Raw genomic sequence first — 25,749 nt, 5'->3', positions numbered from 1 at the left:
GGTCTGTCGGAGCCGTCCGAACATGTCCATTGATCTGATGGTCGAGGTCTACACGAACCTTGTGCACATCACCGATGGGCTCTGGGAGGTTTTCGGCTGGCCAGGTGTGTCGCTGGCGACGAGCTATCACTCCGATGATTCCGCCCAGCATGCGGAGATCACGAGGCGTCGAGGCTGTCCGGCGCGGGATCCCGGGGTGCGGGCGGGGGTGATCGACCTCGGCGGCGGTCAGCGCGCGGGGCACGCCCAGGCCGAACTGGTCGATCCGGGTGTGCCGGCGGTCGGGTACGACAGGGTTCGCCAGGTGGGCCGGGTGTGCGTGATCAGCGGGAGAGTGTGGAGCACTTGTGCGGACGCTGCGGGGACGGCGTGGCTGCGATCTCCCCGAATGGTGAGGTCTGGCCGTGTGTGTTCAGGCGATGGCTGCCGATCGGTAACGTTCGAGATGTCGGGCTGGCGGAGGTAGTCGCGAGCAGTTCGGCTCGCGAGACCTTGGCTGGCCTGGACCGGGCATTCCACCGCCGCGGCAGCGCAAGCGGGCCCTGGGGGCCCTGTCATGATTTCCGGGTAAACCACGGATGCTGAACCGGAACGACACCTCTGACCACATGAGAAAGCGGGTTTCCGCAGCTGGTGAGCTGCGGAAACCCGCTTCGTCCGTCGGGCTGACAGGATTCGAACCTGCGACCCCTTGACCCCCAGGACTGGGGGTTAGGCGTTGTCGCAGCTCAGGGCGCGTGTGTATGGCGATCAGGCGTGTCAGAAGGTGTCGGATTGTTCCTGGTCGTGCATGACGTGTGGTCCCCAGATGGTCCCCAGCGTCGAATCCGTCGACTGTGCGTCGCTGCTTTCGTGGCTGGGTCTGGCACGGTGCGGACCCGGAGCTGTACGTGATCCGGGCTGGTTTGCAGCGAAGAACAAGACCAGCTAGGAGGCAGCGTGGGCTTTATGGACCTGATGTTCGACGCGACTTAGTGCTCGCTGAGACGTCAATAGCGCCGGTGTCGCCCCCCGTTGAAACACTGTTACGTTGATACGTGGAGACAATGAGCTGGAAGGTAATTGTTGGTCGATAGGCCCATGGCCTAGGCAGTCGGCTGGAGCCGTCATTGGGTCAGACTGGGCTTCCTGATGCTGTGCTTCGCACTCGTCTACGATCCATCCATGTCGTCAACCTCCGCTACTTCGCTCGCTGTGTCAGACGCCATCTGCCACTACAGACAGATGCGCGAGCTGAGCCGCGATGAGCTGTCTTACGTTGTGGCGAAACACGGGCATCGGCTCTCGGCCGAAGACATCCGCCAACTGGAGACTCGGGAGCGCAACGCCACAGTTGACGACCTCATGGCACTCGCCTACGCGCTCGATACCAACCCTGTCGCACTGCTTACGCACATACCCATTGACATGCCCGCCGTGACAGGCGGGCTTGCCTCAGGATTGCCGGCCGACCTAGACCAAGCCGAGTTACGTGCATGGGCGGTGGGAGCCGCTAGGTTGGACGTCGAGTCCCGGGTTCGCTGGTCAGCAGATAAAGTCAGCAGTCTTCGGGTCCTGTCGGCACACGTGGACGAGCAACTTCAGGCTGCGTACGACCAGCTTCGTGATCTTGGCGAGTTGGCTGTGCAGGAGGCGGATGCGCCACAAGTACAGGTACTCCAGGCTCGAATTCGCAATGGTGAGTACGAACTCAGTCAGGCTGATCTCGCGTTGGCTCTAGCCGAGCAACAGTACGAGGGCCTGCGCGAGCAAGGTCGCTGAGGCGATGCGAGCAAAACACCCCGATGTCGCAAGGGCATTTCTGCCATACTTGGCGACGAGGTAACGTTCCTGGCTCCGGACAGTCGCTGGCCATAGATACATCGGCGTGTTTGGCTGGATCTTGTCAGTACATGACGATGGACCTGAGCCATCGAAGACGCCTCTTGAACGTGGAGGGTTTCGTCAGAGGGAGAGGACGGACAGCGTGTTCACCGCGTGGACTTCCCGCAGGACACAGACGACGCTGGGCGCAATCGTAGCGACTCTCATCGGACTCACACACTCTGCCTGCGGTGATGGCAGCACGTCCGGCGACATCGGGAAGCGTGCCGGTGGTACCTACATCAGCGTCGCCGAAGGCCAGCACGGCAATCTCGTGGTCATCGATGGAACCAAGATCACCTACCTCTCGCTGACCGCGAGCGAGAAGAAGAAGTGCGCGATGCTCACCAAGGCGTTCGCGGACATCGATTCTGACAGCATCGTCGGCGGCGGTCAGTCAGCTGAAGGCATGTATTCCCTCGAGTCGACCGGCACGATCGTCAACGAGAACACCTCGGTAATCTGGGACGACGACAACGGATCCGACGGGAGCGGCAGCAAGGCAGGCAGCGGCACCCTGTCGGTTCAACCTGACATGATCACGCTCGAGTACATCTTCCACAAAGGCACTGAGAACGACATGCTAGTTCCTCGTGACAGCGACCAGGGAAAGGCAGCCCTGGCCAGGTACTGCGGCTGAGCCGAACTAGGTGAGCGCGGAGACCCCGTTCGAGGTCAGGCCCAGCAGCGGCGCGACCTCGGAGGGCGTCTGCCCCTCGATCTCGGTGTGCCTGGGCTGGGAACTCGGAACAGATGAGTTAGGACGAGATCGATCGTGCTCTAGCGAAACTGCAGGCATCGCAGGCCAGCGACGTATGGTTGACCGGCTCACAAATGTCTGGGAATGGTAAGTCTGGAAATGCGCTATGCGCTCAGGATCGCCGTCATTCTTCGGGCTTCTGTTGGTTTCCCTTCCGCAAAACAGTATCCGGCTGCGGCACGACCCGTGGGCGGCTCTTCGCCAACCGCGGTGCGGACGATGGCTGGGACGGATCTCGCGGAATACCGAGTGGACGTTTGGCGGCCAGGCCGATGGGACGCGTGGCCGCCGAACCGCCGGTGGACGCGGATGTCCGGCTGCCTGTCGGCCTGTCCTCGAAATTGTCCCGCGTGGGGTTGCCACCTCCGGTGCTCTGCACGGGGCGACGTGTCCTCGTCGAACCTGCGCCGCCGGGCGGTGCTGGCGGGTGCGGTCGCGGCGGGGCAGGCTGATCACTGTTCGACGGTTGGCCTCCGCTCATGCCGTCGGGGCCCTGCGCGCCGGGGGCTGGGCCGGATCGGAAGCGTTGCTGCCCCGCGGAGGTCTTACCCGGCTCGAGCGCTGGCGCCGAGTGGTATCCCAATCGTGAGAGGCCGCCGCGTCGATTCAGAGCCTGGGCCGTTTCCTTGTCCGATTGCGTGCTCTGCCCGGCGTCGCCGGCGAGTAGCAAGGGCCTGCCCTCAGGGACGTCGCTGGAGGGGAGGGTCTTCGCGTCGCCGGCGCCACCGGGCAGGTTATGACCCGGTGTGCCTCCGGCCGGCCCGCCTCCGTGTGGACCTAGTGCGGTGAGTACGCCACCGCCCGAGTCGCCCCCTGGACCGAGATTGAGCCTCTCGGCCGCTGCGGTCAACGTCTTCGGATCGCCATTGGTGCCACCGGCGTTCATCGACGGAGCTGTCTCGCCGGTCTTGCTCGTTCGCGGGGTCTTCCGGCCGACGTTGTCGTTTCCAAGGCCGGAGGCGAGCTTGTTGCCCAGGGCCATGCCCGCGCCCGCACCAGCACCCGACGCGAGAGCGGGAAGTATCCCGCCCTTGTTCGGCATCGGAGCCGTGTTTGTGTCGAGGAATTTGTCGACGAGTTTGGTGACTATCTCGTCCATGGCCTGTAACACGACTTTCCGTGCCCTCAGCAGGCCGAAGGTCACGCCGAGGATCAGCAGCGAAGAAACTAGGGTCAGAATCACCACGACGATACCTCCGAGCACCGCGCTGCCGAAAAGCCCGCCCGGTGCCATCAGATTCGACATCGGCCCTGCGATGACGTCCGGGATGGAGATCAGGAACTCGGAGACGAACTGGTAGATGAACAAGGTGACCAGCACTTCAAGGATCAGTGCAGTCGAGTAGACGATCACTTTGCTGATCGCCCCGATCGCACCCAAGGTGGCGAACGGGACAGCCGCGACCAGACTAAAGGTGCGCTTCACCGCGCCGACGAGCATACCGATGGCGTACCAGAAGCCCAGGAGTGCGATCGACCCGAGCACGGTGGCTGCGTTCTGCCAGTACATGAAGCTCGCTGGCCCTGTACCTACCTGGCTCACAGCCATGTGGTTTTCGCGAGTGAATCCGCTCGTGGCGTTGTTCGACGAGTACATGGTGAGCGAGTCCGTGCCAAAGCCGGTGTTCAGGTAGTTGTACATCGACAGAGCCGACATGTTGCACGAGGCGGGTGCGTTGTTCGTCCAGACGGTGAAGCCACAGCCGCTCTTCGTGCCTGGCGTCGTGTAGGTCGTGGCGTTCCCGCCCGGTGTACTCGATGTCAGGCCGCCGTTGCCAACTGACAGCACAGGGTGGTTCGTCGGGCCGTAGTCTGTGTCTTCGCCGAAGGCGTCCAGGTCGCCGTAGCCTTTTTTGTCGATGAACCATTCCTTTTTGTCGTCAGTAGCGACGTCGAGCTTGGTGATCGAACTTTTGATCCCGGACTCGAAGTCCGACGCCGCGACCTCGGTGCCCGTGATGTAGTTGCCGATGATCCCGAACGTCCTGAATACGGCGTTGGCGTCGTCTGTCGCTGTGCGATCCACACGGGTTGTGCCTTCGCGCCAGGCTGCCTCGGCGTCGGTGGCCTTCTTCCCGACGGTGATGCCGGCGTAGATGCTGCCGTGTGACTGCTTGTTGATCGCCAGGGCGGTAGTGCGTACTGACATCAGCGCGTTCGAGCTGGCCTGTCCGTTGTCCCAGGCGATGTCCGCCTCGTCGGGGATCCCTAGACGGTCGTTCATGGCCCAGGCCTCGAAGTCCACGTACGTCGATAGGACCACCCTCGTTGGGCCTGAGTGCTGGCCCAGAAGCGAGTCGTCGAACTTGTCGAGCACGCCGGTGTACATCGAGCCGATCAGCGGTAATCCGACCCCGATGAAGACGATGCGTACCAGGAGCTTCTTGATCGCTGATCCCCGGTCCATCTTCTTGAACAGCGTCAGACCGATGATCGTGATCGCGATGAACAACGGAATCAGCGCTTCCCAGGCGATGCTTGTGAGCATGCCGTACCAGTCATTGATCCAGTTCTGCAGGCCCGCGAGGGCTCCGCCGCCCGTATGGCATGTCTCGGCACCGAAACCATCGGTGGCGCACACCATGCCGTTGCCGAAAGTTTCGTTGACGGCGGAGACAGCCTGGTAGAACCACAGGAAGGGGTTGATGATCTTGAGGAGCTGGATGATTAGAAAGAACAGCGTACCCACTGCCAGAGCCAGTGCGTACAGCACCCAGATCACCGACCCGCCGATCATGCCCACGATCTGACCGCCGATCCCGGAGGACATCGTGTCCAGCCCGAGATCGGCGTTCGTCGCACCGAAGTGGGCGTAGTCCAGCATGCCCGCGTAGATGTCAGCGCCGTCGCCATCCGCGGCTTTGAGTGTCCCGTACCCAACGGTCTGTGAGGAGCCCGAGATCTCGGCGAAAAGCCAGCCGATGATGTCGCCGATACTGAATTCGGGGTCGGCGTAGCCGAGCATGTCCCCGCCGGTTGCTGGCCTTCCTGTGACAGTTCGCCAATCTGCGGTCATCCGGTCTTGAGGGTCGCTTTCACCCTCGGGCGAGTTCTCCTGACTGAAATACGTCGAGGCGTTCGATGCAAGCTGGTAGAGCGAGTAGTTATCGCGCTCCTCGTTGGACTTGTTGTCGGCCGACGCCGGTGTCGCGAGCAGCAGCAGGGGTACGGCAACCAGCATCGCGAGCAGCACGAGGGCGAATACACGGCGAGGTCCGTGGTGGGCGCCACTGGAGGCTGGGGATCGTGGTGGTGGCACGGGCCTGGTGAGGGTGTTCATGGTGCGTCCTCTGTCGCTCGCGTCAGTGGTGCCTGGGGTATCTTCTTGGGCTGCGGACCCGTCGCCTCGTCTCCGATGGACTTCCTCGGGGCGTTGTCATTCCGGTGTGCGCGCAGGTTGCGGTCGTACGGCTCCCTGTCAGCAGCGGGCTTCCGGTTACTGGTGAGGTTCGCGCCAGCGACCGGCTTCTGGTGCATGATTGCGTCAACCTTCGCCGTCTCGTCGGTTTTGGCCGCTTCACGCCGAACCTGCCTGCGCTGGGCCTCGCGGTGCGGATTGATCCCCAGCGCGAGGTCGAGGTGAAAGACCACGTTGGACACGCCGCGGCGGAGAAAGGTGAGGTTTGCGCCTTTGGCGGTGATGAGATGGGCCAGATCGGGCGGAATCCGCTGATGCATCTGCCGCTGGTACTCCGTCACCGTCCGATCGCGCATCGGGCCGAGCAAGGTGTAGTCGGCGGCGTCGAACGTGTTGAAGTCAGAGTCGGCGAGCATCTTGTCGACGTCGTTGTAGCTGTAGACCACCCGGCTGCCGCGTTCGTGCATGCGATCGAACTGTGCCCGTAGGTATCCCTTCACCCGGTCGTCGATCAGTTCGGTGCCGTGGATGACGACAGTGTCGCCGCGTCCGAGAGTGCCGACCGCGAAGCCGACGATGTTGACTAACTGTGCCATGGCCACCCCGGTGCCACGGCGCAGCAGCCGTGAGAAGTCGTACAGCACGCGCTGCGAGTCTCGTACTGCGTCGACCGTGTTCGCGGTGTGGTTGTTGAACAGGTCGCCATTCGTGCTCAGCATCGCGTTGCCAATGCCGCGGAGCACGTTGTACGCCCGAAGCTGGTCGGGATCTGTCTTCGAGGAACTGAGCAGGGTCTTGTGAGCTGTCGCCAGATAGGCGACGAACATTTGCAGGCGCGGCACTTGTGTGTGGGGGATGTTGACTACGCGCAAGCTATCGCGGTGTTCTTTGGCGTTATGACGCCACATACCTTGCTCGACGTAGAAGTCTGTTGCGGTGTCCTCGAGCGCGCTGCGGATGATCGATCCGATCGCACCGTCCGTTGTCTCGTAAAGTTGCTCGAACATCAGCTTCAGCTTCTCCATGTGCGCGGAGAAGACGGCGAGTTCATCCGTTTCCTCACCGAACATCTCAAACATATTCACGTCGCCAGCGCTGAGGTCGACGCGAGAGGTGATGCGCTCAAACCCCGGGCCGAGCTTGTCGAGATCTGCTCCGTCGAGAACGAGGTGGACGACTTTGCCATTGCCGAGCAGGCATGCCTGTGAGATTTTCGAGCACCACATGTTCGAGATCCGCTGATGCTCGAGGTAGTCGCTGAAGGTGGCGTCGGCGACGACGAGATGGTGGTCGAAGGCGTTGACGTCCATGAGCACGGCGGAGTTGTTGACATCGCCGACCATGTAGCCGACGTACTCTCCGGCTCGGTCATTGAGGCCGTTGGTCACCAGCGAGTATGATCCGGAGAGCTCGGTCGAGGTGAAATGGAAGCCCCTCCCACGCTTCTTGCTGTTGTCCTTCCAGAGCGCGGAGAGTTCCTGGCGCTGCTCGCCGGCGTAGGGGGCGGCCTTGAGTGTGCCGAATCGATCGATGTACAGGCGGGTGATGCGGTCGATCGTGTCGTCGAGGACTACAAGGTTGGGGGCACTGACGAAGAGACGATTCTGCACGGACAGATAGCTTGCGCCATCTTGGATCTCGGCGATGGTGGCCGCTAGGTCCGAGGAGATCTTCGCTGCTTTTAGCCTCGTCGACGTCGTGCCCGCCTCTGCTTGCTCCTGTGCGTCCAACCTGTCGAGCTTCTCTGACTGCCTGGTGAACGAGTCGACCCACTTGTCATCCATTCGCCGTACTTGCTCCAGGACTACTGCGGTGACCTGGTCGTCAAGGCCATCCGGGATCCGGTCGATACCCCAGAAGGCAGCGAAGTTGTCGTGTGCCGCGTCATCGTGGAAGTACGCGAGAATGCAGGCGACTGAACCGTCAATCTCGAAGTAGTCGGAGCGGAAGAGATACCGTTCCTTCGGCTTGAGTGCGAGCAAGTGGGGATATGAGTCGAAATTGCCCGCGAGTCTTCTCGCGGCCTGGCGGCGCTGCCGTCGTCGCGTTGTCGATTCGGACGTTTCGACATTATCTCCGGTGCCTGGCACATGCGGCTCTACCCGTTTCCTGTCTATCGGGTCGTGCGTCGCCCGCCTTGGCATACGCAGCTGCGCGCGAAGCATCGTTGGCCAAGCCATCGTGTCCTTCGTCCTTCGCCTATTCCGCGGTGGGATCGACTGTCAGTTCAGCGTCGCGGTGCCTGATGAGAAGTCGTTGCGGCCGCGGTAGAACACCCGCAACATCGACTCGGCGTCGATGCGGTCGAGGACCGCTGCCTCTTTGATCATCAGGGCCGTTCCCTCTACTTCGGCCTGGAGGATGGTGTGGGCCCGGCGCAAGGCGTCCGCGCTCTTCCCCTTGAGTAGCAGGTATTGATGTATCGAGGTGAACTTCCCACCCACGTGCTGAGTCAGAATGTCGTATTGCTCGTTCTGGAGCTCGACCAAATCCGGATCACGGATCGCCAGCGCGTGGTTGCGTTTCTCCAGGTTAGCGACCTGATGGTGGATCCGTTGTGGCTCCTTGGTGGTGATAATCACCCATTCACAGGAGGTGTCCACCTTGCGCCAGAAGGAGTCGACCCGGTCGAGGATCTCGATCCGGTCAGCATCGAAGAGCAGGTAGCTGGCCGAGCCCACGATCAGGTAGACCTGCCCTTCGCTGCCGTCAGGGAAGTGGATCCTTCCGTCGGGATCGATGCTGTCGATGCCGACTATCGAGTAGAAATCGGACGGGTTGGAATTGCGGCGGACATATACGTGGCGTGCCTTCGCCGGTACGTACGCGAGCAGTGCGGGAAGAGTCCTGACTCGCAGCTGCCTGGTTTTGGTCATCCCGCCGAAGTAGACGATGGCTGCGAGGCCCCATATGAGGAAGAGTATGACGAAAGCCGGTGACGCGCTGGAGATGAATGTGGAGGTGGTGATCCACAGCAGGGCGAGCCCGCATCCTCCGAAGAAGAGCAGTTGTTTGATAGGGGAGGGCTTGGCCGCCCATCCTCCCTTGCTCAATGTGATCTCGTGGTCCAGAAAGGACCTGTTTATGCTCGCCGGTACCTTGTAGGACGCCTTCGCCATAACTACCTCCCTCACGTGTGCGCGGTTGCTGGTATCTGATCGCTACCTGTGTCTTGTGCTGCGGTTGGGCTCGAATGTCGATCGTCAGTCGAACGACGGAACAAGCTTCTTCTTGCCGCCGACGTCCTTCCAAGTCACTCGTGCGTCGAACTTCCTGCCACCCTTCGACACGAAGCCCGTGCCCTCGACTGTCTCTCCCGCTGCCAGAGCTCGACGCTGTGCGTCGGTGAACTGCACGCCGCACCAGGACCAGGGAGGCTGGTCGCGGCTCCCGAAGTCCGGCACAATCTTCTTCGCCGCCGGATCCCAGCTCACGGAGCATCCGAAAGAGCGGCCACTATTGGGGCTGATGAAATCGCCGATCTCGAGCGACTGCCCGGCCTCAAGTGCTTCGACTTCGGCAGGGGTGAAGGTCTTGCCGCACCAGGTCGTCGGCCGATCAGGCGTCTCGGGTTGGAACCCGATGAACTTGCGGCCCCGATAGGTGCCGAGCCCGAGCCTGCCGTGTGCGGCGAAATCATTCCCGTGGCGGTCTTTCGCCTGGAAGGAGATCTCGTCCCCCATCAGCAGTTTCGAGATCTCGTCCTCCGAGAACACGTGGTCCGACCAGGTCTTCTTGAAGGTGACTTTCCTGGGGCCTCCCGGTGCCATCTGCCACGTACCTTGGGCGCGAGCGGCCTGAGGATGTTGCCGCAGGCCGAGTGCGGAGCGCATTGTCGTCGCGTTCTTCTGCATGGTGGCCATATCCTGGACAACCCAGTCGGCGACAACCTCGAGTCGCTCGTCAGCCGTTGCCCTGCCGGCGGCGATGTCGCGCATATCGGCGTGGACTTTTTCGGTCATAGTCAGGTCGCCGATCTTGGTTCCTGGTAGCAGGTGCCAGCTCATCTCACCGGCGTCGGCCAGATGTAGCTTGTGTCCCCTTTCCACTAGAAGTGGATACTTCGCTGTTGTTGAGGTGACGTCGGAATAGGTCGAGGTGCGCGTCGCGCCCGTGCCGACGTCGCGCTTGTCCAACTGCTTCATCAGCCATCGCATGCTCGGGTGCTCCGGGCGCTTGTTCGCCCCCTCGAAGGTGAACGGTTCAGCCATGCGTCCCAGGCCTTTTACATTCGAGTTGCGCTCCTCGCCCTCCGCGACGGTGTCAACTGCGTCTGGATCGAAGATCAGTTTCCAACCGGGCGAGCGCGGTACGTTGGCCATCCCGACGAATACTGGGTACCTCCCAACGTGCCCCTTCTGTTGTTCGTAGACGTAGTCCTCGGCGAGCATCGCCAGATAGTTCTTTGCCAGAGTCTCGTAGATCAGGCGTCCGGCAATGCCGTACGTGCTCTCGACAGCGTCGAGTGATACCGGAACCTTCGGACCGGGGCGATTCGCGCCATGGGCCCCCTGGGGCTTCACGTGCGTGGTCCTGGGCCTGCGGTGAGTCAGCAGGTCCGTGTCGACGCCCACTACATCCGCGATGCTGTCGACCAAGGGGGCGAGCTCGTCGAATTGCTCGGGTGTGATGGTCTTGTCCGCGGTGCGCGGGTAGGAGACGACCTGATGTTCGTACATCGTCTGGTACGTGGCGAGGACAAGTTTGGCCTTGATGTTCCTGTCCACCAGTACGGAGGACAGCGATGCCAGGTCCAGTAGTCGGGGAGGGGCGGTCCGTTTCGCTGTCGTTGTGTCGAGGACCACGGGGGAGGAGTCGTATCGCTGCGGCACGTGGCTCTTCTGGTCGAACCGAGGTTCGTCGGGGTTGACGTACATCACGTCGTTCTCGTCGCGGAATCGGTTCTGGAAGAACGGCTTCTTGACGTAGTCGTCGAGCGCTTTGAGCTGGTCGCCGACCAACTTCACCATCGCGGACTTCAGTCGCCCCTGGCGTAGTACGGCGTCCCGCCCTGAAGCGCGCGCCATGCTGGTGGCGATGCGTGTGAACTGCATTGACAGGAAGTCGAACTGGGCGCGGTAGCGTGCTTTCTTGTACTCGTCGAGGTCCTGCAGTGACGGGATCGCCTTGCGGCTGGTGAACGCCTTCTGCAAGGACACGACCGACTCATCGGTGAAGTACATGCGTGACCAGGTCGTGGGCTTCAAGCCGAGTTCGAGGACGGCATTCACGGCGATCAGTCCGCCTTCTCCGGTGGGGTCGACGTCTGTGGCGATGGCGATCTCGGTGCAGTGTCGGAGCTGCCGCAACACGCCTTGGGCAACTGAGCCGGAACCAGTGACGGGCGTGAGTTTCCAATCGAGGTCCTTCGGGTTCCACGGCAGGTGTGCGAGGTCCCATTGCTTGTACTTCTCGGTCAGGGAAGGCGAGCTGGACACCATGGTGTGCGGGTCAGCGAACTCGTACAGGTGGCCGCGGGCGTGAGTGATGATGAATTGCTCGCTCCGGTAGCTTCCGCTCACGCCGCCAAGCGCAGCGGCAAGGTGCCTCGCCGCGCTTGGCTTCTCAGCCAGGATCCCAACCACCATCGCCTCTCCTCTGCGTCGCCACTCGCAATCAGTCAATCGTATGTGAATGAATGAGTCAAATGGCCGTCCATAGATCTGGACTGGCGATGGCTTCACGTGGAGGTGTGCGTCCTTGACGACCACCCGGCGGGGCTCGTTGTGACTATCGGAGGTGCGACGTGTGTTCGACAACGTGTCGACCAGTCATCGCGCATGGCGAGAGTTCATCAACGTTGACGCAACGCATGTATAACGATCTATTCGCCAGGGCGATGGTGTGCGGTCTGAAGGGTGGTTCCAACTCGAGCGAGGGTGCGGCAGAGTCACATAACGCTGAGAGTCCGGGTGCACGGCGCGCGACCGCGGTGCCCTGACTGTTCGTGGTGTACGACAGGCGTGGCAACGTTGGTGTGATACTCCTGTTCGGATCTAGGCTGAGATCACTGGCTCGTCGGTGGTGGAGCCGCAGTACTTGAGCCGATAGCCCATGTGTGGGCGGCTCGGAGGAACACGTCGTTGTCGGCGGCGGAGCCGATGGTGACGCGGACTCCGTGGTCAGCGATGTCGAGCACCTTGATTCCCATGCTGTGGCAGTGGATCGCGAATCGATGGGAGTCGTCGGCCAGTGGCAGCCACAGGTAGTTCCCGTGCGAGTTTGCAGGTCCGTATCCGAACCGTCGTAGAGTCGTGAGCACCCGTGCACGTTCATCGTTGATCCGTGCCACGTTCTCCCTCATCGCCACTTGATCGGCCAGTGCCGCGAGAGCTCCGACCTGGGCGTCTGCGGTGAGCTCGCGCGGTACCGCGGCGTCGTTCACTGTGCGGGCAAGTGCTGAGGGGGCGAGCCCGTAGCCGATGCGGGCGCCGGCTAGTCCGTAGGCCTTGGAGAACGTCCTGACCACGACGATGTTCTCATGGCCGGCGGCCCAGCGGGATTTGGCCACGTTGGCGCCGTCGGCATAGCGTGGATCGGCAACGAATTCCATATATGCCTCGTCGAGGACGACGGTGACGTTATCGTCGATCTGTCCCAAGAACGCGTCGAGCTGCTCCCCGTGAGCGATCGCCCCAGTGGGGTTGTGCGGATTGACGAGGATGATCAGCCGGGTGGATCGGGTGACCGCCTTGAGCATCGCGTCGAGATTGAGTATTTCGCCGCCGGTGTGCGGTACACGCTGGACACCGATTCCTGCTTGCCGGGCGAAGACGTCGAATGCTGCGAATGCCGGCGTGGTCCAGAGCACGGTGTCGTCCGAATGCGAGCACACGGCCCGTGTCAGTCGTTGCAGAATTGATGACGAACCCGCGCCGAGCATGATGTGTTGTGGAGCTGTCCGCAAATGTGTTGCCAAGGCGGCGGTCAAGTCGGCCGATGCAGGGTCCGGATATCGATTGAGCCGGACGTGATCAGTGATCGCCGCGCGTATGGAGGCGGGTGGGGGATATGGCAGTTCATTTGCCGCGAGCTCGGCGAAGTTATTGAGCCGGCGGGTGTCGCTGTCGCGTACGGCGCTGTGTTCAGGAGTTGGTGACATGCCACACCACCGTGTTCCACGAGGCCGCTTGCAGCTGTTCGTGATATCGGCCGCACTGGTAGTCGTTCTGAACCTCGGCCACACGGGCTTCGGCGAGGGTTTTGAGTCTGTGGAGGGGCTGGACATCTGAATCGAAGTGGGGATCTGTGCTGGATTCGAGAATCATGACGACCTCAGCGGACAGGTTCACGCGAACGTGTGGCACACCTTTTCCGATCATCATGATCGAGTGAGGCGAGTGGAGATACGTGCGCTCCAGCTCCGGCCCGGCCAGCGTGATGACGAGCCCCTGGACGATGAAGTACGTGCTCTCCGTACCTATGCGCAACGACGGCGGCGTGTGACGGTAGCCCGGTATGCGTACGACGCCGGACGACAGGGATTCGATGGGCGCGACTCCAGCGTGGACCGCGGGCACGACTAGCTGTTGTCCTGGGCTGGCTGCGTAGTCGGCGACTGAGTTGGAGGTGCTGTGCAGCTGATGCTTGCTGCTGCGAGTCATGTCGTCTCCTGCGGATTTCAGGCACTGAGGTTGGACGCTCGAGCGAAAAGGCCGGGTTCGTGGGCTGATCGAGCACAGGTGAGGCGACAGCTTGATCGGCTGACCTTGTCAAGGCTGTCGAGCCAGTCGTCCCAGCTGTGGTGGACGGTGAATCCGCCCGCATGGCCTGGTCCGATCACCGTGGCTGCCGCGCCGGTGGTCAACAGGACGACCGCTGTGGCTATGGCAGCCAGCGCAACCACGCTGACGACGATCTTGGTGGAGAGAGTCATCATTGCTCCGTGTCGTTGTTCATGGGGTTGTCTATCGCGAGGACGGTTCTGCTGGCTGTGTTCTGCCCGGAGGAAAGGCACGTTCTGGAACGTGCAGCCGGGTGACGGTGGCCATGGGATGGCGAACGTTGTAGGACTCGATGAGCTTGGTGTACGTGGCTGCGTTGCGGCGGTCGGCAGGAGGAAGCAGGAGGCCGTCGAGTCTGCGGCATACCTGCCGGTAGATCTGATCGGTGGTTGACGGTGTCGCGTCGGAGAAGTGGCGGTGCGCAGTCAGGCAGTGTCTCAGCAAGCGGCTCTCGTGCTCATCGCCTCCGTCGGTCCGCGGACGAGCGGGATAGGGATCCCCGTGGCCCTGGAAGCCGAGTTCGACGTACAGCAGGTGCGGCAGGAACCGTTCACTCACCACGACCTGTGCGGTGAGGCTCTCCGGTCGGGTACTCCGATAGCTCTCGAACGCGGCGGCAAGACTGGTCAACTCCACCTCGCTGAAACTGCTCATACCCGGACGGGCGCCGGCGGCGCGGGCGCGGTCGTCGAGCTGGGAACGATCGGGAAGAGCTTCCGGGTCATTGGTCAGAACCGACTGGGCGATATCCCAGATGTTGTACGACCAGAATAAGAATTGTGCTCGCGCGAGCCAGTTGTCGACGGCCAAATGACCAGTAGGAACCGTCAGGTTGGTTGCGTTGTCCAGGAGCCGCTGACGAGGGGGCAATGCCACCGGTGCTCCGTTGCCCAGTGCCGTCCGGACGTAGCTTTGGACAAAATGAACCTGCAGAGCTTGACTGCCCTGAGCATGTCGGAACGATGCGTAGGCTAGATGGCGGAGATGCTTGGACCACGTGCGTGGCGACCGATGGTGGCCCCTGCGGACTGAGCCAGGCGCCGCCAAATCGGATCTCGCGTTGGTGTGCATGGTGGCCTCCTGGGGCACGATGTCGATAGTTAGATCTATGAGATTCACGAGGCGATGCGCTGCACCGGGCGGGGTAGCGGGTCCGGCTCAGGCCGCGGACCCGCTACCCCTTGAAGAGCGGACCGATGTTTCGGATCAGCGCGGCGCGCTTAGCACCACGGGACGTATCCGGTGCCGCCGCCGCCGGGTCCGGTGCCTTGGCGGACTTCCCACAGGTCGCTGCGCATCCAGCCGCTGCGCCAGCCGCCCGAGGTGTACAGGCTCATCCAGCCCCACGTGTAGCCGCGGTGCGGGATCTTGCAGCCGACGTAGGCGGTCGAGCTGCGGTAGCCGTAGGCCAGGACACGACCACTCGGGACCGACGCGCGCAGCCGGGCACCGTTGGCGGTGATGTCGACGTAGGAGCCGCCCTGCGCCTGCACTCCGCCCGCGGACCGCATGGCCTGGTTGTCGCCGCGGCGGTGCGACAGACCGGACCACGGGTCGGACTGCAGGCCGCGGACTTCCGTCCCGTCCGGAGCGATCGCGGGTACGTCGCTTCCCGCGAGGCCGCCGGGGACGGGGCCGACGTCCGCGTCCGGGGCGAGCTTCAGTCTGGCGTGCGCGGAGCCCGGCTCCCAGTTGCCGTCGATGCTGATGACCCCGGCGGGTGCGGCGCTGGCGGTGCTCGTAGTAACCGTGGCCCCGCCCACGGCGAGTGCGCCGAGCGCGAGCGCGGTCAGCGCGATCCGCCCGCGGCCGGTTGTGGTGGTCGTCGAATTCACGTTTCTCCTCCAAGATGCGGCGAAAGTCCGCGTCGTCGTTCATTCACTGTTGGGATTGAGGGAAAACCTGGTGTTTCCCCTCGGGTTGTTGTCCGTTCCAGCCGGTCGGCACGCCCGTGAGATGGACGAGCCTGTCCGCGGAACGGGAGAGGGGCGCCGGGGCAGCGCTGGCGGGCGCTGCCCCGGCGGGTATCACCCGGTCACCGCGTGGTGGCCCGGTCGCGGCGGGACCGGCGTGGCGTCCTTCTCTGGTGTCTTGCCCGGTCCCGGCTTGCCGGTTCCGGGCTTGCCGGCTCCCTGCGTCGGGGTAGCGGGCTTGCCGGTGGGTTTGCCCGTGGGGGCCGGCGTGCCGGTCGTGTTGGGCTTGCCGGTCGGCGGCTGTGTGGTCGGCGGGGTCGTCGCCTTGTCACAGCTCACTCCGGCGGCGGCCACGGTCTGGCTCTTCGTGCCCTTGGCGTCGGTGATGGTGACGGTGACGCCGACGACGCTGGGACCGCCGCCCTTCCCCGGGACGACCTGGAAGAACTTGGTGTTCTGGGCGCTGCCGGAGAAGGTGACCTTGGTGACCCCTTGTTCGCAGGTCGCGGTGACCGAGCCGAGTGCCTTGCCGCCGACGGTCAAGCTGCCGACGGTCGCCTTGGCGTAGCCGGGCCTGGTCTCAGTCGAGATTCCCGACGCGGAGAACGACATCCCGGAGACGGAGCCGCTGTTGGCGGCCTTGTTCTCGTTCCCGGTCGCCCTGACACCGAACGCGGTGGATCCGGCTGCGGCGGCGGGCGGTGCTGTGGTGGAGGCGGTGACGCCGATGACACCTGCGGCGAGGATGCCGCCGATGCCGGCGGTCACGAACGTCCGGCGGGTGGCAGGTCGATCGAGTGTGTGGACCACGTGGTCCCCCCTTGACTGAGTGAAGTGAATGCGGGTGGTCACGTGATCTCCACGAGGCTGCCCAGGGGCACGGTTCGGGAGATCACGTCGAGTGCGTCGGCGGGAACGCGGACGCAGCCGTCTGAGGAGGCCCGCCCGAAAACCGCTGGGGTGGGCCAGGAATGGATGCCGACAGTCCCCGGGCCGCCGCCATAGCTGGAGTAGGTGTCCGAATGCGACCCGAGCGGCAGGACGACACGGCTGAACGCTTTCGGGCTGGTGTCCAAAATGGACGAGAGAATGAAGGTTCGGCCCGCCGGGGTGATCGCGCCCGGCCGGCCGATGCCGACCGTCCAGACCCCGATGTGGCGGTCCTGCTCGAACAGCGTCAGGGTAAAGCGGGCGCGGTCGACGACGAGGCGGTGCTTGCTCCGTTCGACGGTGACGTCCGGGTCGTCGAGGTACACCCAGGCGGTGGATCCGTTGGGACGGCTGGGCAGCAGGACCTGCGCCCAGCCGGGTTCCTCGATGATCACGGGGACCTTTGTTTCGGTCCTCAGCTCGCCGAACGTCTGCTGCGCGGGGAGTGCCGCGATCGGCGGCCCGCCGGGCTGCGCGTACACCGCGATCGTGGCGGTGGGGTGGATGATCCGGCCCGAGGTGCGCGCACTGGGCGCGGGGTCCTGTGGTGCGTCGGTAATGGTGGTGAAGGTTGTAGCGTGGGGGAGTTCGGCGAGGCTCTGTGCGTTGATCTCCTGCGGTGCCACGATCTGTTCGCTGGCTAATGAGTGCGGAGTGTTGGGCAAGATGGTGATCGTCGCCGTCGGCTCGCCGGAGGTGATAATGATCGCGGCTGCCAGCGCGATGGCGGCGGCGGCCAGCCCCGCGATCGCGGCCAGTCCGGTCCGGCGGTTCCGCGCGTTTGAGGGCGGCTCCGTCGAGCCGCGCCGTCCCAAGGGGGTGTTCGGGCCGAGCGAGGCGTCCTGCTCGTGTCCGGACTGATTCGGTCGCTGGGTCTGGTCGCCGTCTTTGTCCATCGGAGCCTCCTTTCCGTGGGGTTGCTGGGATGCGGCCGGGTGCCGTGGCGGCGCGTTTCTGTATGGGGTGCCGCCACGGCACGATCCGGGCTACTTGCTGAGCGCGGCCGCGAAGCCGGCGGCCGGTGTGCCGACGCCGGTCAGCGGGTCCCAGCCGGGACCGCTTTGCAGGGACTGGGGCTTCTGGTCGAAGTCCACGAGGTAGCTGCCCTGCCCCGGGGGAACCGAGACTCCGCCGTAGGAGCCCAGCCGATCGGTCCAGACCCCGCCGTCGCGGTGCTTGACGTCGGAGATCGCCGGTGTTCCCGCGAGGTCGTAGATCGCGGGGTTGACGAACCCGAGCCGATCGGTGCCCGCGGCTTGCGCGGAGGCGGCGATCATGCCCGCCAGCAGTGGCGAGGCGAGGCTGGTGCCTCCGGAGGCATATTCGACGTAGCCGTGGCTGGGAACGGTGTGGCCCACAGCGAAACCTGTGTACGCATCGGCCAAAGCGGCGATGTCGGGAACCGCTCGGCGGGTGCTGGACACCTTGCCCGCCTGGTACTCCGGACGCTCGAATACCTGTGACACGCCACCGCCGGCACCGCCCGCGAACGGCCCGTCCCTGTCCTGGGTCGGGACGTAGCGGTCACCGGACTGGACCAGCCCGGTGGAGGTCCAGCCGGTGTCCCAGAGTTTCTTGCCCGCGCCGTCGATCGCGGCCGAGGTGCCGCCGACGGCGGTGACCCACGGGTGCGAACTCGGGAAGGTCGCCGACTGCTTTCCGCCGGTCACACCGGACAGGTCGCCCGCGTCGCCGGAGGAGAACAAGATCGACTGACCCTGGATGGCGGCCTGGACGCCGATGGAATCCATCAACTGCCGGGCCGCGGGCGACGCGGTCGTCTCGTCGCCGTTGTAGCCCCACGAGTTGGTGATGATCCCGACTGCGTTGTCCGCGACGGCCTTGTTGAGCGCGGTGTAGAGACCGCGGCAGTCCCGCCCGGCGTAGTAGGTGATCTTCGCCGCCGGGGCGATGGTGTGCGCGGCCTGCACGTCGAGGGCCTGTTCACTAGCCCACCCGTCGGGCTCGCAGGCGGGGTCCGGGTTGAATCCGCCGTCGGGCAGCTTCACGGTGTACTGGCCGGGAGCCAGTGGCGGCGAGCCGAATTTCGCGGCCGCGCGGTTGGCGTCGGCGAAGGTGCGGTCGCCGTTGTAGGCGGCGACGATGCCGATGTTGGTTCCCGCCCCGGTCTGCGTGGCGGTCAGCCCGTACAGCCCACGCGTCTGCGCCGTGTTGTAGCCGCAGATTTCGTTGGACTGATCGGAATACTTGCGGGGCACGCCGGTGTTGACGGTCTGGCCCCAGTACGTCGCGCAGCCCGTCCCGGCCGCGGCCTGTGCCTGTGCCGCAGACGCGCGGCGATCCACCCGCTGTGGAGTGATGGTCTTCTCGGAGTCGTCCAGTCCGACCACTGCGGTCACCGCATCACGAAGGGAGGCGGGAAGGGTGATCGCGGACTCCGGGGCGACCAGGTTCTCGACCTTGCCGTGCTTTCCGCGGTGCTGGTAGGTGGAAAGCTTGGCGCCGAAGGCTTTTTCCAAAGTGGAGTTGTCGGCGACCGCCTCGATGAGGTGCCGGTTCGCCGACACCTCGGTGATGCGGACGCCCTGCTTCTGCAGCCAGCCGCGGACCTTGTCGACGGTGTCGTTGGTCGCGGCGAACCGGTGGGTGAACTGGCCGGCCGTCAAGACCTTGCGGTAGTGCGGTGAGCCGGGCGTGCTGATCGCCTTCGCCAGCTGCTCGGCGCCAGCCCGATCTCGCAGGGCCAGCGCGACCTGGATGCGACGCTGGGCGCCGCCATCGGTGCCGCCGATCTTGGCAGCCGGTGTGGCCCAGGCCGGTGTGCTGCTCGCGACGGCGACCCGCTCTCCGTCCTGCCCGGTCACGGCGATCGCGGGCGTGGCGGCCGAGATCGCGGCGAGTGCCGCGCATCCGGCAATTGCGCCGGCTGCGCGAGATGGTCGTACTGACATGGGTGATGCCCCCGTTTTGGTTGGCGTATGTGATAGATCGGAGTCGCTCGCGTATCGGCGGACCATTGACCGGATCGCCAAACGTCAGTAAGGCGCATTGGTGATCAAGAAGGAGTCATCTCGGCATGATCATTGCGGACCGCTTGCGGTTCCGATGTGGCTCCAGCAATTTCCGCTGGCCTGTGAGCTGCGCTTTCTGGCTCGGGATCAACTTTGCACAACAGGTAAACGGTCTGTCAACTGGTTGTCTTGTCGATTTTACAACCGTCTTTTTGGGTTTATTTTTGTGCAGCTTATATTGCCCGTGGGCCCAAGGGGCCGCAAACGGGCTGCATGTTTACTGATTAGCTTTTTGTACTATTACTGAGGTGCCGTTGGCGTCACTTTTTCCGCGACGAACGGGAGTCCTGAGCCACATACGGTCGCGTTGGTCATCGGGTCGAAGGTGTAACCGACGATGCGGACGTGTTCTTGCGTCGGGCCGCCTTCGAACACCGCTCGTTCATGGTCCGTCGCGACTTGGCCGACAAGACGAAGCATTTGGCCGTGATCGGTCATCATCGTCGCGCATCCGACATGGTCGGTACGCCACGTCGCGGTGCCCTCGACGACGATCTGGGGGCCGGGCTTGCCAGGCAGTGCCGGATGTACCCGGTCGGTGACCGGTGGTGAGAGCGGTGCCGGAGGGCTGTGGCTGCAGGCGGACACCGATATCGCGGCCACGGCAAGCATGACGGCATGGCCACATCTGCCTTTCGAGGGTTTCATGATGGCCGGTCGCGCCGATGGTCGCGCGCCGCCTGGACGACGGCCTCCGCTACCAGGATCAACGAGTTTGGTTCCGGCATCCGGGACATCAGCGGGGCCAATAGGTCATGTGCGCGTGCTGTGCTGAACTTGCGGCCCATAAGCCATACTTCTCTGAGCTGGGTGCCGCAGCGCCGGACTGCGTAGATCTCTCCGGTGCGCGCGAGGTGTCCCACCAGCCAGCATCCGGCGCGAGCGAGAGGTTGCGCGGTCGGATCGTCGCCATCGCGTCGCCACAGGTCCCCGAAGTCCTCACCTCCGATGGTGCCCGCGAGCCCGTCCGGGTCCGCGTCGCGCCGGGTATCGATCAGGAACGACGAGACATCATCGAAGACGGACACCCCAGCTGGTACTGCCGGTGAGCGGGTCCAGCCGGCGGCGGCCTCGGCGAGCAGTCCCTCCTGGGGCTGCATGGCGATCACGAATGATCGAAGGTTCACTTTCAACGCCACGACTTCTGCGTGGATTCGGTTCGCGTCTAGGTAGCGGGTACGTGCGCTCTCGGACTTGGCCCGCAGTTCAGCGCGGCGAATGCGCGCGAACCACGATGACCCGGTGTCCGCCAGCAAACGGCGCAGCCGTGCGTACTCGGCCATCTCGCTGGCGACTTTGCCGGCAGTCCTGCGTTCGAGGTCGCGGAGATGGGCCTCCGTTCGTAGGACATCGACCGCGATGTCACCGCTGGACTGACGTTGCTCGAGAAGCACCTCTGCGACTTCGTCGGGCACGGCTGTGGTGCGCTCTCCGAGGTGTAATACGAGGCCGCGATCGTCTGGAGCGCTTTCCCACCACGGTCCGGCCAGGGACTTGGATGTTGGTCTGGTCACGCCGTGGCCGCCATCGACTGCGTGACGGGCTGCGGGAGTTCTGGCGATGTGGGTGGTGAGATGGACTCGAACCAGTAAGCGGTCGTATCGTGGTCGATCGGGTACGTCGCGAACGCGTGGTAGCGGGCTTTGTGCATCGCGGTGATCAGTTCGCCATTGGTAGTGGTGCGCAAAAATCCCGTGAAAAGCGGGGTAGCGTGCGGATCGCGGGGTTGTTGAGCGACGTGCGTCCAGCCCGATTCCTCGTCTCGGACGAGGACCAGGAGCCGGGGGATGGGCATGCCGGAGTCGGTCATGAAGTGCCTCCTTGAAGATTCGTGCTGTGTGATGTCGCGGTCGTGTGAGGATTTGCGACGATCGTTGTGGTGATGAGCGACCCGCTGGGCAAGGTCGGTGAGGTACGAGCGGCTTAACGCAATGCTGGAGACGAGTCCGCCGATTTCAGGCTGAGGTAAGGTGTCCCGGCTTCCAGGTGCATACTGTCGGTCTGGTCAGAGCGGAGTCCTGCGGCATCCGGCTCGACGCGTTGATCACCTCGCCGTGAGAGGCTGCGCCGGCTCCGCGCTTGGGGCGGGTGATCGGGGTTGCTGTTCGATCCGGCCTGGCGGGTGCGAGCCTGTAAAGCTCAATCGAGTGCATGTCTTCCCCTGGAGCAATGCTGGTCGTGGTCAGCCTGTGTCGGGCTCGACGATGTGAGTCAGGCCTTGATCGAGCAGGTGCAGATAAGGGTGCGGGGCCGTGGCCCTCACTGCGCACCCCGCGGGTTCTCGGTCTAGAAGGTGGGCGGGCGCTACCGCAGTCGAGGGTGGCAGCGCCCGCCCGGCAGGTGCCGTAGTGGAGCTTGTGTACGGCACGAAGGCGTATCCGTTTCATGTGGTCCGGGCATCGAATCCAGTGCGTCGACTGCCGCATCCTGGGAAGCCGGGCGCAGGCCTGTCACGATCACCGTCAGGTGCCTGCTAGCGGCGTGCTCGCTGAGGCCGGTCAACACGTCACGCCGCGACGCCACGATCGTGTTAGCGCCGTGCGCGATCCCCGTCCGCGTGTTCACCGGCCCCAGCCCCTCCTGTTGATCCCCTATCCCCGCAGGCGGTGGACCTGCATCGATGCCATCCGGGTCAGCAACGTTGCCCCGCTGCCAGCGCGGGATCGGTGATCTGGACGGCCTCGACGTTGACGAGCATATGGAGTCATCCACGAAAGTCAACTGAGGCGCCCGTTGCGTACCTCGATATGCGGTGTGTGCGTTGACCAAAATTTGGCAAACTCGGAACTTTGTCAGGTATATGTGCAGTTCAGAAGGTTGCTTCTGTCGCATCTTGTTTCACTCAAGCTCGACACAACTTTCTCCGTCATGGTCGCCTCAGTTACCATCTGCACCTGCAGACGCCGCGGGTGGAGCCGCTAGCGTCCGCTACTGGGGAGAACACCGGCGCCGCAAGGTGTCGCGTCTAAAGAGCTGGAGCTGAAACACGGTGTCGGACGAGGACCGAGGAGACCCGCGCGGCAGTCTCGCGCAGAAGTTGCGATACATTCGCTTCACTCAACGAGGACTGGGCAACCGAGTGCTCGGTTTCGAGGAGATCGCCGACAATGTCACCCGTGTGACCGGTCGGCGGTGCGGTGCGGGATACATCGAGAAGCTGTTCACGGGGCAGTTGGACAGGCATCCGGACGACGAAAGGCTGCAGGCGATCCTGACGCAGTTCGGCAAGTCTCTCGCCGACCTGGAGGACCGCGGGGATCCGCACGGGACGTTCGGGCAGCGTCTGCAGCATCTGCGGTATCAGTTCGGACAGGAGCGACTCAACGGCAAGCCGCTGCCTCTCGAGCAGATCGCAGCGCATGTCCGTGAGTACACAGGTCGCAGCTGCACGTACAAGTACATCGCCCAGTTGCTCAACGATCGTGATTCCCAGGGGCTCGCGAGGGACAAGATCGAAGCCCTCGCGGACTTCTTCGACGTGTCGCCGGCATACTTCTTCGATGACGAGAAGTCACGTGCAGACCAGCAAAAGCTAGATGCTCAGAGCGCCTTCATCGCGGCACTGAGCGAACTGCGGGAAGTCGGTGGAGATTTTCAAGCCGCATTCCGGCAGCTCAAACCCGGGCAAGCGATGGACTCTGAACACCTGCTGCAGTTGGCGGCAGAAATCCGGGCCTCCGTTGAAGCACTACGGGGGCACGCCACCGAGTCCTAGAATCAATGAGACGAGCCGGGTGTAACGGCAGTTCCCGCGGTTTCGGTGGCCGAGCCGCTCATAGTCGGTGTGACTTCACATCGGCCATCATGGCCTTGGTGGCCGTGCCGACCAGCGGAGTGCGGTAAGCGCGTGCAACCCTGAGCTGGAACAGGATTTCCTCGGCTCTGCCGTCCGGTTCCGCGATCCGGCTGTCGGGATCCAGTGGCCCGGCGGGGAACCCGTTGGTCTTGGCGGCGATCGCGGCCCGCAGTTGTGCTGCCTCGATCGCCGCTGCCCGCTTTTCCGGGCTCAGCCGCTCAGCGTCGACGATGCGCGTGGCGGCCGCGGTCGCAACGGGGTTCATCCAGGCCGTGAGGGACCGTTGCGCGTCCCGGTTCTCCACCAGGTACCGGGTGATCCGGAAGGCTGTGCCGTCGCCGGTGTCCCGGTCGGTGAGCTGGCGATCGACCTGGGGAACGGCTGTCACGAGCGTGGCGTGCAATCCCGCCAGCTCGCGTTCGAATGACCGCCGCCGCAGCTGTACCCATGCCGCCGAGAGGTGAGGGCCCAGGTCGGGCAGGAACCATCCGACGGTGTACAGGATCGACCCCACGCCGAGTGCGGCGACCGTGATCGGTTCCCACGCCGCTCCGGAGATGCCGAACAGCAGCGGGGCGAGGATGTCCGCGACGCGGCCGACAATGTAGATCAGCTGCAGCAGCGTCGCGGCGATGATGACACGGAAGGCGCGCCGGACCCACATGGTCGGCGCGGCGCGGATCGCGCGCCGGGCGAGGCGGCGGACGTCGTACTGCCCGACGGCGAACGCCGAGATGTACACGGCGAGATAGGCGGGGGAGGAGATGGCGCGGGAGACGGCGAATGCGGCGCGATCGTCGGTGTATGTGGCGTTGAACAGCACCACCATGGTGATCACGACGGCGGTGACCAGGGCGAGCCGTGGCGTCACCCGGCGCCAGGCTTCCTTGCGATCGTAGCCGTAGTGCAGGAGGACGACGGTGTTGCAGGCGATGATCGCGATCACCGAGATCTGCGCCAGGAGGCCGCCGAGCGAGCTGATCCCGAAGGTCTCCGCGATGGGGTGCCACAACCACGGCGTGACCAGCCCCCACCCGAGAACGATGAAGCAGAAGATCCCGCAGAGGCCGATGTTGGCGAGGTTGGGGACCGCGACGGCCTTGCGGATGCGGTAGAGCAGGGCGAGGAAGGCGATTCCCGCGCACAGCGGGTACACGATGGTGGTCACTGGGTCTGGTCAGCTCCGAGGCGCGAACAGCGCGGACAGTCGCGCGGCGAGGTCGAGGATTTCCTGGTCGCCGCTGATCCGGCGCGTCAAGTCCGCTGTCCAGCGGGTCCGGCTCGCGAGCACGGTTCCCAGGTACTCGGCCTGCCACTCCGCGGGTGAATCCGAATGGTCTCGGCCGAGCACGCCTTGGACCATGCTCGGGCTGAGCGAGGGCCACAGCGTCTTGATCGCGGTGAGGTCGACCACCGGGCCTGCTTGATGCTCGCAGATGGCATGTCCGAGTTCGTGCCGGACGATGGCCGCTTGGTAGTCGGGCGCCGCCCGCTTCTCGAACGCGATGTAGTCGACGCCGGCCGTGGTCGACAGCCACATCCCGGTGACCTGGTCGGGCAATTCCATTGGCACGAGCCGGGTTTCGCGTCCTCGCGCCTCGCCCACCCGCTCGCACAATTCGGGCAGACGGATCTTCGTGAACCTCGGCAGTCGGAGATGCGCCAGCCGCTCGCGCGCGTCCTCGCGCAGACCGTCTCCTGCGGTGCCTGCCCCGGTGTCGTGCTCCATGACTCTCCAGCGATAGAAATCTGTCACGACCGAGGGGAGCCGCCGTCGTGGTCGTTGGCATTTTGTGCCGCTGTCACCAATTTCTGCAGCTGCCGCAAAATGCCGCCCATGTCCTGTGGGGACGGGGGCTCCGAATCCGCTCGAAACACGACTGAGGACACGCCCAGTTCTTCCTTGGCCTCGAGATTCTGCCTGACGGCGTCGAACTCGCTGTTGACCTGGTCGAACACCCCTTCATCGAGAAGATAGGCCACGCGTTCGACACCGAGTCCGGCGGTGAGCTTGACCAGGGTGTCCAGGCTCGGGTTGGCGGTCCCCGCCTCGATTTCGCCGAGCGCGCGCCTCGACACACCTGTCGCTTCGGAGAGCGCGGCCTGGGTCCGGAGGCGGCCATTCGGGTGATGTGTCCGGGCGTACTTCAACCGGCGGCCGACGTCGGATTTCACCGTCTCGAGCAGCGCATCTGGTGCTGATTCGGACATCGCGATCACTCCCCCCATCGGGATGTGCAGTGTACTGCACAATCGGCAGTTCGTTGCACAATACGACCTGTCCGGGCTATCGTCGCCCAACATAACGGAAAACGCGGGAACTCTTCACGGGGCGTCACATCGCGGACAGGGCCGCAAGCGTCAACCGAGAGC

22 protein-coding genes are annotated in these 25,749 nt (G+C 64.0%); 4 read left to right on the top strand and 18 right to left on the bottom strand.

Annotation, left to right across the window (positions count from 1 at the left end):
• Positions 1–315 precede the first annotated feature (315 nt).
• The 3 genes from CVV72_RS41955 (at position 316) to CVV72_RS11435 (ending at position 2,503) form a co-directional block, all read left to right on the top strand.
• On the top strand, positions 316–585 hold the full coding sequence (locus tag CVV72_RS41955) for an SPASM domain-containing protein (RefSeq protein ID WP_370641900.1): 270 nt from the start codon (positions 316–318) through the stop codon (positions 583–585).
• A 639-nt stretch (positions 586–1,224) separates the two neighbouring features.
• Positions 1,225–1,761 carry a hypothetical protein gene (locus CVV72_RS11440; protein ID WP_219152411.1) on the top strand — a complete coding sequence of 179 codons (537 nt, stop codon included), beginning with the start codon at positions 1,225–1,227 and terminating at the stop codon, positions 1,759–1,761.
• Positions 1,762–1,966: 205 nt separating this feature from the next.
• Complete coding sequence (locus CVV72_RS11435; RefSeq protein WP_219152410.1) at positions 1,967–2,503, top strand: hypothetical protein; 537 nt, start codon at positions 1,967–1,969, stop codon at positions 2,501–2,503.
• Positions 2,504–2,747: 244 nt separating this feature from the next.
• Here the strand turns inward: CVV72_RS11435 and CVV72_RS11430 are convergent, their stop codons facing one another.
• From CVV72_RS11430 to CVV72_RS11360, 15 genes are all read right to left on the bottom strand, one after another.
• Entirely contained in the window at positions 2,748–5,816 is a 3,069-nt protein-coding gene (locus CVV72_RS11430; RefSeq protein ID WP_219152409.1) for a rhomboid family intramembrane serine protease, read from the bottom strand.
• A gap of 83 nt (positions 5,817–5,899) precedes the next feature.
• Positions 5,900–7,963 (bottom strand): hypothetical protein, encoded by a 2,064-nt coding sequence (locus tag CVV72_RS11425; RefSeq protein ID WP_219152408.1) that lies wholly within the window; start codon positions 7,961–7,963, stop codon positions 5,900–5,902.
• A gap of 240 nt (positions 7,964–8,203) precedes the next feature.
• Entirely contained in the window at positions 8,204–9,100 is an 897-nt protein-coding gene (locus tag CVV72_RS11420) for a hypothetical protein (RefSeq protein WP_219152407.1), read from the bottom strand.
• An 84-nt stretch (positions 9,101–9,184) separates the two neighbouring features.
• Positions 9,185–11,569 carry a type IA DNA topoisomerase gene (locus tag CVV72_RS11415; protein ID WP_219152406.1) on the bottom strand — a complete coding sequence of 795 codons (2,385 nt, stop codon included), beginning with the start codon at positions 11,567–11,569 and terminating at the stop codon, positions 9,185–9,187.
• A gap of 419 nt (positions 11,570–11,988) precedes the next feature.
• Positions 11,989–13,083: a histidinol-phosphate transaminase gene (locus tag CVV72_RS11410; protein ID WP_219152405.1), complete on the bottom strand. Its 1,095-nt coding sequence runs from the start codon at positions 13,081–13,083 to the stop codon at positions 11,989–11,991.
• Positions 13,067–13,585, bottom strand: coding sequence for a hypothetical protein (locus CVV72_RS11405; protein ID WP_219152404.1), 519 nt, complete (start codon positions 13,583–13,585; stop codon positions 13,067–13,069). The genes CVV72_RS11410 and CVV72_RS11405 overlap by 17 nt, the downstream gene beginning before the upstream one ends.
• 17 nt (positions 13,586–13,602) lie before the next feature.
• Entirely contained in the window at positions 13,603–13,857 is a 255-nt protein-coding gene (locus CVV72_RS11400) for a hypothetical protein (RefSeq protein ID WP_219152403.1), read from the bottom strand.
• A gap of 31 nt (positions 13,858–13,888) precedes the next feature.
• Positions 13,889–14,581 (bottom strand): hypothetical protein, encoded by a 693-nt coding sequence (locus CVV72_RS11395; RefSeq protein WP_219152402.1) that lies wholly within the window; start codon positions 14,579–14,581, stop codon positions 13,889–13,891.
• Positions 14,582–14,925: 344 nt separating this feature from the next.
• Positions 14,926–15,540: a hypothetical protein gene (locus CVV72_RS11390; protein ID WP_219152401.1), complete on the bottom strand. Its 615-nt coding sequence runs from the start codon at positions 15,538–15,540 to the stop codon at positions 14,926–14,928.
• Positions 15,541–15,732: 192 nt separating this feature from the next.
• A complete protein-coding gene (locus CVV72_RS11385) occupies positions 15,733–16,428 on the bottom strand; it encodes a hypothetical protein (protein WP_219152400.1) in 696 nt (231 codons plus the stop codon).
• A gap of 38 nt (positions 16,429–16,466) precedes the next feature.
• Complete coding sequence (locus CVV72_RS11380; protein ID WP_219152399.1) at positions 16,467–17,444, bottom strand: L,D-transpeptidase; 978 nt, start codon at positions 17,442–17,444, stop codon at positions 16,467–16,469.
• Between the two features lie 90 nt (positions 17,445–17,534).
• A complete protein-coding gene (locus CVV72_RS11375) occupies positions 17,535–19,460 on the bottom strand; it encodes a protease pro-enzyme activation domain-containing protein (RefSeq protein ID WP_219152398.1) in 1,926 nt (641 codons plus the stop codon).
• A gap of 360 nt (positions 19,461–19,820) precedes the next feature.
• On the bottom strand, positions 19,821–20,192 hold the full coding sequence (locus tag CVV72_RS11370) for a hypothetical protein (protein WP_219152397.1): 372 nt from the start codon (positions 20,190–20,192) through the stop codon (positions 19,821–19,823).
• Positions 20,193–20,224: 32 nt separating this feature from the next.
• Complete coding sequence (locus CVV72_RS11365) at positions 20,225–20,995, bottom strand: hypothetical protein (RefSeq protein WP_219152396.1); 771 nt, start codon at positions 20,993–20,995, stop codon at positions 20,225–20,227.
• A gap of 95 nt (positions 20,996–21,090) precedes the next feature.
• Positions 21,091–21,390 (bottom strand): hypothetical protein, encoded by a 300-nt coding sequence (locus tag CVV72_RS11360; protein WP_219152395.1) that lies wholly within the window; start codon positions 21,388–21,390, stop codon positions 21,091–21,093.
• A 1,179-nt stretch (positions 21,391–22,569) separates the two neighbouring features.
• On the opposite strand from CVV72_RS11360, the gene CVV72_RS11355 reads away from it, so the two are divergent.
• Positions 22,570–23,295, top strand: a complete 726-nt coding sequence (locus tag CVV72_RS11355) for a hypothetical protein (RefSeq protein ID WP_219152394.1) — start codon at positions 22,570–22,572, stop codon at positions 23,293–23,295.
• A gap of 58 nt (positions 23,296–23,353) precedes the next feature.
• Here the strand turns inward: CVV72_RS11355 and CVV72_RS11350 are convergent, their stop codons facing one another.
• The 3 genes from CVV72_RS11350 to CVV72_RS11340 are packed head-to-tail and all read right to left on the bottom strand — an operon-like array spanning position 23,354 to position 25,605.
• Positions 23,354–24,544 carry an MAB_1171c family putative transporter gene (locus CVV72_RS11350; RefSeq protein WP_219152393.1) on the bottom strand — a complete coding sequence of 397 codons (1,191 nt, stop codon included), beginning with the start codon at positions 24,542–24,544 and terminating at the stop codon, positions 23,354–23,356.
• 9 nt (positions 24,545–24,553) lie between these two features.
• Positions 24,554–25,105, bottom strand: coding sequence for a hypothetical protein (locus CVV72_RS11345; protein WP_219152392.1), 552 nt, complete (start codon positions 25,103–25,105; stop codon positions 24,554–24,556).
• Between the two features lie 23 nt (positions 25,106–25,128).
• Positions 25,129–25,605 (bottom strand): helix-turn-helix domain-containing protein, encoded by a 477-nt coding sequence (locus tag CVV72_RS11340; RefSeq protein ID WP_219152391.1) that lies wholly within the window; start codon positions 25,603–25,605, stop codon positions 25,129–25,131.
• Positions 25,606–25,749: the final 144 nt, after the last annotated feature.

Origin of the sequence: Amycolatopsis sp. TNS106 (genome assembly GCF_019330265.1) — a bacterium.
GTDB lineage: Bacteria > Actinomycetota > Actinomycetes > Mycobacteriales > Pseudonocardiaceae > Amycolatopsis > Amycolatopsis lurida.
This window is presented reverse-complemented; position numbering and strand designations above follow the sequence as displayed.

Excerpts from the sequence above, each read along its gene's own strand:
- CVV72_RS11440 (WP_219152411.1), top strand. The coding sequence starts at position 1,225 with ATGCGCGAGCTGAGCCGCGATGAGCTGTCTTACGTTGTGGCGAAACAC.
- CVV72_RS11420 (WP_219152407.1), bottom strand. The coding sequence starts at position 9,100 with ATGGCGAAGGCGTCCTACAAGGTACCGGCGAGCATAAACAGGTCCTTT.
- CVV72_RS11415 (WP_219152406.1), bottom strand. The coding sequence starts at position 11,569 with ATGGTGGTTGGGATCCTGGCTGAGAAGCCAAGCGCGGCGAGGCACCTT.
- CVV72_RS11410 (WP_219152405.1), bottom strand. The coding sequence starts at position 13,083 with ATGTCACCAACTCCTGAACACAGCGCCGTACGCGACAGCGACACCCGC.
- CVV72_RS11405 (WP_219152404.1), bottom strand. The coding sequence starts at position 13,585 with ATGACTCGCAGCAGCAAGCATCAGCTGCACAGCACCTCCAACTCAGTC.
- CVV72_RS11400 (WP_219152403.1), bottom strand. The coding sequence starts at position 13,857 with ATGACTCTCTCCACCAAGATCGTCGTCAGCGTGGTTGCGCTGGCTGCC.
- CVV72_RS11380 (WP_219152399.1), bottom strand. The coding sequence starts at position 17,444 with ATGGACAAAGACGGCGACCAGACCCAGCGACCGAATCAGTCCGGACAC.
- CVV72_RS11375 (WP_219152398.1), bottom strand. The coding sequence starts at position 19,460 with ATGTCAGTACGACCATCTCGCGCAGCCGGCGCAATTGCCGGATGCGCG.
- CVV72_RS11370 (WP_219152397.1), bottom strand. The coding sequence starts at position 20,192 with ATGCTTGCCGTGGCCGCGATATCGGTGTCCGCCTGCAGCCACAGCCCT.
- CVV72_RS11360 (WP_219152395.1), bottom strand. The coding sequence starts at position 21,390 with ATGACCGACTCCGGCATGCCCATCCCCCGGCTCCTGGTCCTCGTCCGA.
- CVV72_RS11345 (WP_219152392.1), bottom strand. The coding sequence starts at position 25,105 with ATGGAGCACGACACCGGGGCAGGCACCGCAGGAGACGGTCTGCGCGAG.
- CVV72_RS11340 (WP_219152391.1), bottom strand. The coding sequence starts at position 25,605 with ATGGGGGGAGTGATCGCGATGTCCGAATCAGCACCAGATGCGCTGCTC.